This is a genomic window from Noviherbaspirillum aridicola, from assembly GCF_019656455.1.
GTDB classification, from domain to species: Bacteria; Pseudomonadota; Gammaproteobacteria; order Burkholderiales; family Burkholderiaceae_D; genus Noviherbaspirillum; species Noviherbaspirillum aridicola.
In genome coordinates, this window is the sequence record NZ_BPMK01000001.1 from 340,828 (window position 1) to 352,590 (window position 11,763).

8 protein-coding genes are annotated in these 11,763 nt (G+C 64.7%); 3 read left to right on the plus strand and 5 right to left on the minus strand.

The genetic code is table 11. The features are described from left to right. Position 1: 1 nt before the first annotated feature. A complete protein-coding gene (gene cyoA / locus NCCP691_RS01670; RefSeq protein ID WP_220806489.1) occupies positions 2-1,030 on the minus strand; it encodes a ubiquinol oxidase subunit II in 1,029 nt (342 codons plus the stop codon). Between the two features lie 214 nt (positions 1,031-1,244). Between cyoA and NCCP691_RS01675 the strand changes: the two genes are divergently transcribed. After that, the gene (locus NCCP691_RS01675; protein WP_220806544.1) at positions 1,245-2,537 is read left to right on the plus strand and encodes an MFS transporter; all 1,293 of its coding nucleotides are present in this window, start codon (positions 1,245-1,247) and stop codon (positions 2,535-2,537) included. A 111-nt stretch (positions 2,538-2,648) separates the two neighbouring features. Here NCCP691_RS01675 and NCCP691_RS01680 read toward each other — a convergent pair whose 3' ends face one another. Together NCCP691_RS01680 and lhpH are read right to left on the minus strand one after the other, a co-directional pair. Further along, a complete protein-coding gene (locus NCCP691_RS01680; RefSeq protein WP_220806490.1) occupies positions 2,649-6,902 on the minus strand; it encodes an ankyrin repeat domain-containing protein in 4,254 nt (1,417 codons plus the stop codon). Between the two features lie 123 nt (positions 6,903-7,025). Then, the gene (lhpH, locus tag NCCP691_RS01685; protein WP_220806491.1) at positions 7,026-8,036 is read right to left on the minus strand and encodes a trans-3-hydroxy-L-proline dehydratase; all 1,011 of its coding nucleotides are present in this window, start codon (positions 8,034-8,036) and stop codon (positions 7,026-7,028) included. A gap of 261 nt (positions 8,037-8,297) precedes the next feature. On the opposite strand from lhpH, the gene NCCP691_RS01690 reads away from it, so the two are divergent. Further along, positions 8,298-8,465, plus strand: coding sequence for a hypothetical protein (locus NCCP691_RS01690; protein WP_220806492.1), 168 nt, complete (start codon positions 8,298-8,300; stop codon positions 8,463-8,465). A 3-nt stretch (positions 8,466-8,468) separates the two neighbouring features. Here NCCP691_RS01690 and NCCP691_RS01695 read toward each other — a convergent pair whose 3' ends face one another. After that, positions 8,469-9,164, minus strand: a complete 696-nt coding sequence (locus NCCP691_RS01695; protein ID WP_220806493.1) for a haloacid dehalogenase type II — start codon at positions 9,162-9,164, stop codon at positions 8,469-8,471. Positions 9,165-9,356: 192 nt separating this feature from the next. Here NCCP691_RS01695 and NCCP691_RS01700 point away from each other — a divergent pair, with 192 nt between their 5' ends. Beyond that, the gene (locus NCCP691_RS01700; RefSeq protein WP_220806494.1) at positions 9,357-10,757 is read left to right on the plus strand and encodes an App1 family protein phosphatidate phosphatase; all 1,401 of its coding nucleotides are present in this window, start codon (positions 9,357-9,359) and stop codon (positions 10,755-10,757) included. Here the strand turns inward: NCCP691_RS01700 and NCCP691_RS01705 are convergent, their stop codons facing one another. Continuing rightward, positions 10,758-11,756: a Bug family tripartite tricarboxylate transporter substrate binding protein gene (locus tag NCCP691_RS01705; protein ID WP_220806495.1), complete on the minus strand. Its 999-nt coding sequence runs from the start codon at positions 11,754-11,756 to the stop codon at positions 10,758-10,760. Positions 11,757-11,763 lie beyond the last annotated feature (7 nt).

Sequence of the window (11,763 nt, forward strand, 5' to 3'; positions counted from 1 at the left end):
CTTAGTGCGAATGTTGGTGCGAAGCGGCGGCGGCTTCGGTCTGGGCGACCGGCGCCACGGCCTTCTCGTCATGCTGGTTCTTGCCCTCGCCGTTCCTGCGCGCGGCGGCCGCTTCCCGCATGCGCTTGGCGTCGGCGGCCATGATGTCCTTCATGCAGGTGGTGCCGGGCGCGACGCAGCGGTTGACGATGGCGTCATACAGTTCCGGTGCGACGGCGCCGTAGCGGCGCACCGGCTCGCGCTCGCTCGGCTTTTCCAGCGCCAGGTACTCGGCGCGCTCCAGTGTGCCGCCGGCGGCCTTGGTCTTGGCGACCCAGCTGTCGAAGTCCGCGTTCGAGACGCCGTGATACTTGAAGCGCATGTGCGAGAAGCCGGCGCCGCTGTAGTTGGCGGAGAAGCCCTCGTACTCGCCGGTCTTGTTGAGCACCGCGTTGAGCGTGGTGTCCATGCCGGGCATCGCGTAGATCTGGCCCGCCAGCGCCGGGATGTAGAAGGAATTCATCACATGCGACGAGGTCAGCTTGAAGCGGATCGGCACGTCGATCGGGGTCACGAGTTCATTGACCGTGGCCACGCCCTGCTCCGGATAGATGAACAGCCATTTCCAGTCCATCGCCACCACCTGCACCACCAGCGGCTTGGTGCCTTCCGGGATCGGACGCTGCGCGTCGATGCGGTCGAGCGGGCGGTAGGGATCGAGCTTGTGGGTGCTGATCCAGGTGATCAGGCCGAGCGCGATGATGATCAGCAGCGGCGCGCCCCAGATCACCAGCTCGAGACGGGTAGAATGATCCCAGTCCGGATCGTACTTGGCGCTGGTATTGCCCTTGCGGTAACGCCAGGCGAAAAACACCGTCAGCGCGATCACCGGCACGATGATCAGCAGCATCAGCAGCGTGGAGACGACGATCAGCTTGCTCTGCTGAACGGCGATGTCTCCAAAGGGGTTCATGACGATGGTGTTGCAACCTGCGAGCAACACCACAAGTGGCAGCATGAGCAGCCAGCGGCGGGCGGATATCAGAAACATTCAGTAGCGTCAAGAATACAGGTCAAGATTCTGCTACTCTACTCGCGCGCGGGCGGACTTGCGATTGGACATTTTGTCCCACCTTGTCACGCACATATATCAATTACACAAGCGCGCGAAACCAATGAGAGAGTGACAACAATTTGGAGGACGAATGTCGATATCCAGAACCACTGGCCGCGATGACGGGCAGAACGGTCTCCCCTCGCGTTCCATGGTGGACGAAATCCTGAACGCCCGGCCGAGGCACCCGGATATCAAGCCGGGTGAGATCGCGGTCGGCGTGGTGATCGGCCGGGCGTCGGAATATTTTGATTTCTTCGTCTATGCGATCGCCTCGGTGCTGGTGTTCCCGGCGGTGTTCTTTCCTTTCGAGCAGCGCTTGTACGGGATGCTGTATGCATTCCTGATCTTTTCCTTCGCCTTCGTCGCCCGGCCTTTCGGCACGATCCTGTTCATGGCCCTGCAACGCCGTTTCGGGCGCGAGGCCAAGCTCACCGGCGCCCTCTTCCTGCTGGGTATCTCGACCGCCGGCATCGCCTTCCTGCCGACCTATGCCCACCTCGGCTTTGCCTCCATCGTGCTGCTGTCGCTGCTGCGCATCGGGCAGGGGATCGCGCTCGGCGGTTCCTGGGACGGCTTGCCCTCGCTGCTGGCGCTGAACGCGCCGCCGCACCGCCGGGGCTGGTACGCGATGCTCGGCCAGCTCGGCGCGCCGCTCGGCTTCCTCTTCGCCGGCGGCCTGTTCGCCTACCTGCTTTCCGAGCTGTCCCATGAAAGCTTCATGAACTGGGGCTGGCGCTATCCGTTCTACGTCGCCTTCGCCATCAATGTCGTGGCGCTGTTTGCACGGCTGCGGCTGGTATCGACCGGCGAGTACTCGCGCCTGCTGGCCGAGCGCGAACTGGAGCCGACCCCGGTCGGCGAACTGGCGCGCTCGCAGGGACGCAACCTGATCATCGGCGCCCTTGCCGCGCTGGCCAGCTACGCGCTGTTCCACCTGGTCACCGTGTTTCCGCTGTCGTGGATCAGCCTGTATTCGACGCGCTCGGTCAGCCAGTTCCTGACGCTGCAGATGTTCGGCGCGGTGCTTGCAGCCGGCGGCATCGTCGTGTCCGGCCTCATCGCCGACCGCGTCGGCCGCCGCACCACGCTCGGCACGCTCGCCGCGCTGATCGCGCTGTTCAGCTGGTTCGTCCCCTCGCTGATGAATGGCGGCGACGCCGGCCAAACCGCCTTCATCCTTGTCGGCTTCACCCTGCTCGGCCTGTCCTACGGCCAGGCCGCCGGCGCGGTTACCGCCAATTTCCCGGCGAAATACCGGTATACCGGGGCAGCGCTGACATCCGATCTCGCCTGGCTCGCCGGCGCCGGCTTCGCGCCGCTGGTGGCCCTCGGCCTGTCGGCGCATTTCGGGTTGTCGTACGTGAGCCTCTATCTGCTCTCCGGCGCCGCCGGATCGCTGGCGGCGCTGAGCCTCAACCGGGCGCTGGAGATTCGGGACTGACGAGGCGGCTGCCCGGACACTCGGGAGAGCGGCCGTGGGTCCGCTTCTCCCCGGCGTCGCGAGGCATGCCGTTTCATCGTCGACCCATCGTCGTCGACCGGATGGAAGACGTCAGGCCACGGCCTGGCTCCGTTTGCTGTCGCCCACCGCGAGCCAGTTGAGCAGTCTGGTCGAATGTTTTTCATAGGCGATATCGAACGCGGTCTTTCCTTCATTGTCACGGACACTCCGGTCAGTGTCCTGATGTTGCGCCAGCAACCTGACCAGCTGCAGCCCACCCGCGCGCGCCGCAATATGCAACGGCGTCGCGCCGCCGGAAGTCGCGGCGTTCACGTTGACGGAATCGTGCGCAAGCAGTATCGACACCACGTCCGGCATCCTTGCGGCGACGGCGCGCGCGAGCGGTGTGAAGCCCGCGTTGTCTCGCGCATTCAAGTCGATCGGGAGCCTGCCTTCCTCCGCCTGCCGCAGGAATTCCCGCACAATTTCCTTGTGCCCCCGGGCTGCGGCGACGTGCAGCGGCGTCTGGCCGAGGACGTTGGTGGTCCACGCAGTCCGTGTATCGGCCATCAGCACATCCACGGCCGGCTTCCAACCTTTAGTGGCGGCCAGCAGCAAGGGCGTGTTTCCATATTTGTCGGGCACATTGACATCCAGGCCGGCGGCGTCTTGCAGAATACCCCGGATGTCGTCCACGGACCCGCGCTCCGCGGCGAACCGCAGCCGCTCGGCCTCGTCTGTGGGCACAGAAACCCGCAGCGGTCTGAAATGATCGGTCAGCAGCGTCTGTCCATCCTCGCCCCGGAGCGAAACTTCCGCCGGCTCATCCGTGCTGGCCGCCCGAGAATGGCCAGTCGGGGAAGCAGGCACACCTCCCGATGCGACGCCGGGAGACGGCGGTTCGGTGGGCGTCAATTCATCCAGCGGACCCGCCAGATTGAGTCCCCCGAACAGGCCTGTGGAAACGACTGGCCGCACCGGCGCCTCACCGCGGCCATCGGCCGCCTGCTGCTGGCGGGTAGTGTAGAAATCATTGATGAACACCCTGTCTTCCTGAGGCAGCTCATCTTCCGGCGGCTTGCTCCACCTGGGCGCCTCCTCGGTCTCCGAAACCTCTGAGACATCATCCTCCTGCGCACGCAGGTAGTTGTCCCGGAAGCGCGCAAAGAGGGCCGGAATCAATTCGTGCAGGATCGCCGGTCCGGGATGGTTGGACATGTTCTGCTCGATCGCATATTCCATCAGATTCGAAACCTGTTCGACTATGCTCTGTTTCGCGTCCTCGCTCAGACTGTAATGGTCGAGCAATTGCACTTGCTGCCTGAAGTCGCGCTCGGCCATCCTCCGTCTGACCAGTTCCGGCGCGGCACTGAGCATGATCTGTGGCGCCCGGCGCAGCAACGCATCCTCCTTGGTGGGATGGTTCGTCGTCATGCAAATCGGGCTTTTCGAAATATCGAAGACGAAATTCACGCCTTTGACGTCGGCGAATGGCACGATCAGCCTGGTCAGGTTCGTGTCGAGAACACGCTTCAACGCCGCCAAATTTTTTTCGCTATCGAGTTCGGCTTCGTCGATCAGGATTCCGCAGCCCGCATCCTGTTTGTCGATGAACGCCATCAGTCCGCCGATCGCGTCATCCGCGTCCTTCGTCATGGGCGCGAAGGCGCCCGGCCGGCTGGCGTCCATGATGCTGATCAGTTGCGCCACCGTCATCTCAATGTAGGGCTTGCCGAAATCCTCGAACATTCTTCTGGCAAGCGTGGTCTTCCCTGTTCCCGGCCCGCCCGCGATGATGATCGCCGGCCGCGCACGCCCGGCCTGGCGGAAAGGAAGGCTTGCTTCCCTCATCGCGCTGATGAACGTATTCACGACATTTTTGACGTCCTCCGGAAGCTGCCTGGCGATGTTCCTCTGTATCTTGTTCATCTCCCGGCGCTTGCCGGCATCACCGCCTTTTTCGGCATGGGAAATGTTCGGCGTTTCAAGTGGCACCAGGGACAGGAGTTCCCGCGCCCGCAGCATCTTCATGACGAGGTTGTAGCCGGCAACGTTCTCCTGGTTGAGAGGCACCATGCCGGCCGCGATCGCGTCATCGATCTTGGTGAAGGACTGCAGAGGCATCCGTGCCTCTTCGACCGCGCGCGCACCCGTCTCCCCACCATGTTCGGCGAGGACACGCTCGTAATTCTCGCGGAGCTTGTTTTCGTAGCCGGCTGACTGGTGGCGCAATATGTTGAACATGACTTGCACCCTTTCCCGCTTGCTCAGATCCTTGCCCTTGTCGTCGACGATCGCGGCCAGCTCGCGCAGTGAAAGCACCGTTCCGGTCTGTTCGCTCTCGCTCTGGATCGCCTCGGTCAAAATCGTCGCCAGGCCTGCGCTGCGGCATTTCTTGAAGCTTGCGTCGATGAACGCTCTGGTCTCTTCAGGCAACAGGGCCGGCGCCATTTCCCAGCGCGGCGCGTCACGCTCGACATCTGCACCCGCCTCCCCCGCTGGGTCCGCCGGCGCCGTCCCCAGAAACTTCGACCTCTCGAAGGCAAAGACCTGGGCAATGACCTGCCGGAGTATCGCGGGGCCCGGGTCGTTCTCCATATTCTGAGCGATCATGTATTCCATCGTCGCGGACACTGCGCTCACCACCGACTGCTTCTGCTCTTCCGACAGCGCGAAATTGTCGAGCATTCTCACTTGCGCGCTGAAGTCTTGGTTGGCGACGAGACGCCGGACCCACTCGGGGGCGCTTTCGTACACGGCATGCGGCACGCGGCGGATTATAGCCGGGTCTGTGGCGATCTCGTTCGAGGTGAAGCAGATCGGAACGCGATCGAGGTTCAGCTTGAACTTCACGCCGGGCACCGCCGGATAGCTTATCTCGAAGCGCCTGACCTCCGGATCGAGGAGGCGCTTGCTGATATCGCTCAAGGCCGGATCGTTGAGCTTGACCTCTTCTATGATGATCGGACAGGAGGCGTCCCCGGATTTGATCCATTGATAGAACGGTCCGAGACATTCGGCCGGCGTACTCTGCCGGGAAAGCCGGTTTTCTCCGTCCGACGTCTTGCCGGTGAGGGCTTCGATCAATTCTTCCATCGTGCAGCGCACCGGCGTCTTGCCGAAGGCCTCGAATATCCGGGTCGCAGTATGCGACTTCCCCGTCCCGGCTGCCCCGGCCAGGCATATGAGGGATTTTGATCGCCCTTCCTGATTGAAAGGCAGCGTCGCGTCCCGTACGTCGCGGATGTAGGCGTCGAGCACCGGCTTCACGTTGTCCGGCGCCTGCCGCACGATTTCGGCCTGGGCGGCATCCGCCTCAGCGCGCTTGATCGCATCCCCTCCGTGTTCACAATGCGAGATGTTGACGCTTTCATACGGTATCAGCGCCAGCAGCTCGCGGGCTTCCAACAGGTTCTTCAGATCGCTCAGATCCATTTTCGCGTCGCCTTCAAGCGAGGCGATCCTGAACTGGATCTCGTCGTCCAGGGCCCTGAAGGATGAGCGCAACTCCGGGTGCGCGGCTTCGAAGTCCTTCGATCCCTCTTTCATTTTCTGGTGAATCATGGCGTAAAGATCCATGTCACGCAGTTTGAGCTGCTTGGCGATCTCGAAGAAACCCTTGATCGTGTCGCCAATACTGGCCGACACCTGGTTCGCCAGCACGAAGTGCAGCGCGGAGGTGGGATCGCCGGGTGTGATGGGCGGCATCGCGCTGCCCGATTCCAGGTCCAGTGGCCGCTGGCGGCGCTGCCGCGCGGTGAAATGACTGACCGTGCTGGCTGCGGCCGAAAACAATGCGCCGCCGCTGCCTGTGACATAGGGAAGCACGCGCGAGGTCACCGCCGTGGTCGCGGCCGCCTGCGCAACACCGAGTACCGCGTTTCCCACCGCGCTCAGGGTTCGCACACCCGCCTTTTTGGCCATCGGTCCGATCTGTTCAGCCCGCAGCTGCGGCTTTCCATAAGTGTCGAGCAGCGCCTGCAGGGAGGGCGGCGGCTTGTCGCGTCCCCGGTGCCGCAGGGCGTGAGGCGGCGACCCTCCATCACCTGGCGGCCCGGCCGCTTCCCCGACATGATGCGCGCTCGACCGTCCTGCGTGGCTTTGGACGGGCGGTGGCAACAGGGGCTCAGCCTCGCGGGCGCGAGGTGCGTAGAGATAGGATATGGCGCTGCGAAGAGTGTCCATGGCAAACGGTATCGGCGAGTTGACAATGGCAAGGATCCGCGCTTCCGCCGACTGGACAAGATTCAGGCCCGCCAGCGCGCCGGGATGGGTATCCGCCGTTGAAACGCGGTTGCCTGCGTGGGAAGGAGTACCGAACGCGATGGCAGGATCAGGAGCCGATGATGCGGATGGCCCGTCCACGCAGACAAGTCGTGGCCGGTATGTGGTGTCACAGCACACATAGTTCCGGCTGTCGCCCCGCCTCGCGGGCGGGACTGGATAAGCCGGCGCGCGGCGAATCGAAGATGGTGCGCCGAGGCCGGATCAGCGGAAGAAGAAGCCGGTGGGAAAAGGATCGTCTTCCTCCAGCACCCACTGGTTGAAGCCGCCGATATGCGCGGTCCCGGTGACTTCGGTGATCGCCGCGTCGAAGTCGCCCACCCGGGTCGTTTCGATCACGCGCACCGTAAAGCTGCTCCCGACGATGGAGCCGTTCACCAGCGGCTGGTTGAGTCCCAGCCGGCCGCGGAAGTACAGCTGTGCCGCGCGGCCCGAGGTCCCGGTGCCGGTCGGCGAACGGTCGACTTCACGGTCGGCGAAGATGCATACGTTGGACTGATCCACCCCGGGACGGTTGGGCGCACCGTCGATGATGGTGCCGTATAGCTCATTGAGGCCGGGTTCCAGCGGATGCCGTATCGAGACCGCGGCCTTGACCGCCGCCTTGGTTTCCGCGCCCAGCTGGATCAGCGAGCGCACCTGTTCGGTCCGGATGTCGAGGCCGGCCTGCGCCGCATTGATGTAGTAGTAGAAGGCGCCGCCGAACACGATGTCGCCGGTGATGCGGCCGAAACCGGGCGTGTCGACTTCCAGGTCGCGCATGTAGATGAAGGAAGGCACGTTGCGGAAGGTGACCGCGCCGGCCCGCTGGCCGTCCCATTCCACCTGCGCTTCGATGAAGCCGGCGGGCGCGTCGAAACCGATGCGCGTCACCGGCGAGGTCCGTTCGACATAGCCCATCTCGACGAGCACGCGGCCGAGCGCGATGATGCCGTGGCCGCACATGTCGCTGTAGCCTTCGTTATGGATGAAGATGACACCGAAATCCGCCTGCGGCGTCACCGGCGGCAGCAGATAGGCGCCGTACATGTCGGCATGACCGCGCGGTTCGTTCATGAGGAATTTGCGCAGATCATCGCGGTTCTGCTTCAGCCAGGCGCGCTTCTCGAGAATCGTCTTGCCGGGGACGGGCGGCATGGCCGACACCAGGATGCGAAGCGGTTCGCCCCCGGTGTGTGCGTCAACGGTCTGAATCGTGCGGATGTAGCTGGGCATGGTCGTGCTCTTGATCGGTGATGGCGGATTATATTCACAGGCGGACGATCATGCCGGCGCACCCCGGCCGGGCCTCAATCCTGTCCGAATTGCCGCATGGTTTCCAGCACGTTCAGTGTCGGGCTCTCGCCGGCGCTTGCAAACCACTCCATCGTCAGCCGGTACATCCGCGTGGCGGCGTCGTTGAAGATCAGAGGCCCTTGGACGTCTGCTGCGGGTGGGCACGGGACAGCTGGAAGGGCTGCGGATGAACGGAGCGCCATGGATGCGCGGGACCTGAGCGATCTCGGCGTCGGGCGCGGCGAGATTGCCTACCTGCTGCAGGGCGGCGGGCGCGGGCATGACGGCTGCGTACCCGGCATTGCCGCCGACGCGGCGTGTCGCTCCACCACCGCGGGACCGTGCCACGGCGCGGCTGCAAATTCCTGAGGTTCAGACCCCGAGCATATCCGCCAGCGAGACCAGGCTGCCGGCGTGGAAGGTATTGAGACCGTTGTCCGACACATCCTTCGGGCGGCGCGGGCCATATTCCTCCGGCCGTTCGATATAGGCGGTCTTCAGACCGCAGGCGCGCGCGGCGGCCAGGTCGTCCTGGTGCGCGGCGACCATCATGACCTCGCCTGGCGCGAGCCTGAAGATACCGGCCACGCCGAGGTAGGTGGCAGGGTCCGGCTTGTAGGCGCGGAAGATTTCGGCCGACAGAATGCAGTCCCAGGGCAGTCCCGCGTGCCTGGCCATGTTGGCAAGCAGGCCGATGTTGCCGTTGGACAGGGTGCAGATCATGTACTTCGACTTCAGGCGGCGCAGGCCTTCCACACTGTCGGGCCAGGGATCGAGGCGGTGCCAGACGCCGTTGAGGCGGGCAATCGTCTCCTCCTCGAGGCCGTCGACCTGGAAGCGCTGCAGCAGCTCGCGCAGGATCAGCAGATGCAGTTCGTCGACCGTCATCCATGGCAGTTCGCCCGACATCACTCGCCGCATCGCCGGCTGATAACCGGCCCGCCATGCGAGCGTGAACGCATCGGCATCGACCTGAGGGCAATGACGGCGGACCTCGGCGCACACGGGCCGGTACCAGTCGACAACCGTGCCGAACACATCGAACGCAAGAACTGCGGGTTGTGACATGCCTGATCCTTTCCTGGCTGCAGCCGGTGGGTGGAGCCGTCAGTCTCCGCCATTGTCCGGATTTGCGCAACGCGCCGGCGCAAACCGCTGCCGCCGCCCGGGCTTGCAGCGGCTCAAGGCCTCGTCGCCGTACCGGAATTTGCCGGCGTCGACGCCATCGAACCGGCATCAACCTCTCCGATCGACGCGGTCATGACCTATCTCATCCTCACGCGTAACGGCTTCGAACAATGGCGCGGGCAGCCCGGCGACACCCTGGTGGTGAACAGGGATCTGCTTTCCGACGCCGAGATCGCCGCGCTGCGTGATCAGGGCATCGGGGTCGACATCCTGCCCCGTCGTCTCGCCCCCGGCGATCGCCCGGCGATCGACCGCGCGGTACAGGGCCTGCGGCGGCAGCCCGGCGACAGTCTGTGGATAGAAGGTCCGGCCGCACCGGCCGTCGATACCGACGCGCCGCCCGATCCGGTCGCCGCCCCTGCGTATCACAGGATGGCGATGCGCTGGCCGCGACAGGCACTGCATCATCTCAAGCGCGCGACCGCGCTGGCCAGCCGCCCCGTCATCATTCCCTACATGGGCTTCGGCACGGCGCAGCGCCTGTTTCTGCAGGGACGCGTGCTCAAGGATGAAGGCTTTGCCTCCCCGCATCCCGAGGTCTCGCCCTGGCGCAACATGGTGGAGCTTTCCAAGCGTATCGGCGCCGATGAGATTCCGGGCGCGCGTCTGCTGGCGCGCTTCGGCGGGCTGGAGCAGGAAGTGGTCGCCGATGGCGGCGGCTATTTCTCGATCGAGCTGCTCCTGCCGCGACCCGTGCCGGGGCCGGGCTGGCACGAGGTCGAGCTGGAGCTGTTATCGCCGCGTCCGCGCAAGCTTCAGCCCAGGGCCATGGCCCAGGTCCTGGTGCCGCCGCCCGGCGCTCGCTTCGGCGTGATCAGCGATATCGACGATACGGTATTGTGGAGCAACGTCACCAACAAGCTGCGCATGCTGACCATGCTCGCGGTGAGGAACGCGCACACCCGCAAGCCCTTCAAGGGCGTCGCCGCCTTCTACGCCGCCCTGCGCGACGGCACAGGCGGCGACGAGGGCAACCCGCTCTTCTATGTATCCAGCAGTCCCTGGCACCTCTATACGCCGCTGGTGGATTTCTTCGAGACCCAGCGCATTCCCCTCGGGCCGCTGATGCTCAAGCAGCTGCGCCTGAGGACGATGTTCGGGTCGGGCCGCCACCATGCGCACAAGCTGGACAACATCGAGCGCATCATGAACACCTATCCTCACCTGCCCTTCGTGCTGATCGGAGACAGCGGGCAAAAGGATCCGGAGATCTACCGCGAGGTCGTGGCGCGGCATCCCGGCCGCATCAAGGTCATCTACATCCGCAACGTCAACCCGGATCCGGAGCGCATCGATGCGCTCGACCGCCTGATCCAGGAAGTCCAGGAGAGCGGCGCGCACCTGGTGCTGGCGCCGGACAGCGAATACGCCGCCACTCATGCGGCGGCCGAGGGCCTGATCAGGCCGCTCGAGGTGCGCGCGGTACGTTCCGAAAAGCGCGCGGAAGAGCAGCCCTCGACGCCCCCGGCGTGATTACTCCTGCGCCTTGAATCCGGTCGACTTCACCACTTTTTCCCAGCGCGGAATGTCCTCGCGCAGCAAACGGTCCAGCTCCTGGCGGCCGCTGCCGGCAATCCGGAAACCGGCACCCTGCAGCCGCTCTCTCGCGTCCTGCGCCTTGAGCCCGTTCATGGTCGCCCGGCTCAGCGTCTCCAGCACCTCGGCCGGCGTTTTCGCCGGCGCGTACAGGCCGAACCAGGCGCCGAATTCCACCGCCGGGTAACCCTGCTCCTGTGCGGTGGGCACGTCCGGCAGCATCGCCGACCGCGTCGAGCCCGAGGTGGCCAGCGCCTTGAGCTTGCCTGCCTTCACATGCGGCGCCACCAGCGCGAGGGTGCCGAACATGCCCTGCGTATCGCCCGTGATGATGCCGTTGATCGCATCGCCGGTATTCTTGTAATGCACCGCCTCGGACTTGATCTGCATGGCGTCCGTCACCATGGCGATGCCGAAATGGCCGGGCGTGCCGGCGCCGAAGGTGCCCATGAACACATTCTTCTGCGCCTTCGCCCAGTCCGCATATTCCTTCAGGTTCTTCGGCGGCAGCGACGCCGGGACCACGAACGCGAAGTCCGATGTCACCAGGTGGCTGATCGGCGCGAAATCGTTGACGGGGTCGAAACCGAGCCGGCTGTAGGTGCTGGGTGCGATCGCCATGCCGCCGACTTCGCCGAGGAAAATCGTGTAGCCGTCGGGCGCCGCCTTGGCGGCTTCGCGTGCCGCGATCAGTCCGGCCGCGCCCGGCTTGTTGTCGACCACCACGCCCTGCCCGAGCGCTTCCTGCAATTTCTGCGCGACCACGCGCGCCACCAGGTCGGGACCGGTGCCGCCCGGGAATCCGACCACCAGCCGCAGCGGGCGCGTCGGATAGCCCTGCGCATGGGCGGAACCCGCGCCGACGACCGTCAGCAGCACGAGCGCGGCCCCTCCCAGCAGACGGCCGGCCCTTCTCCAGAGTCCTTGCTTGTACATGTTTGTC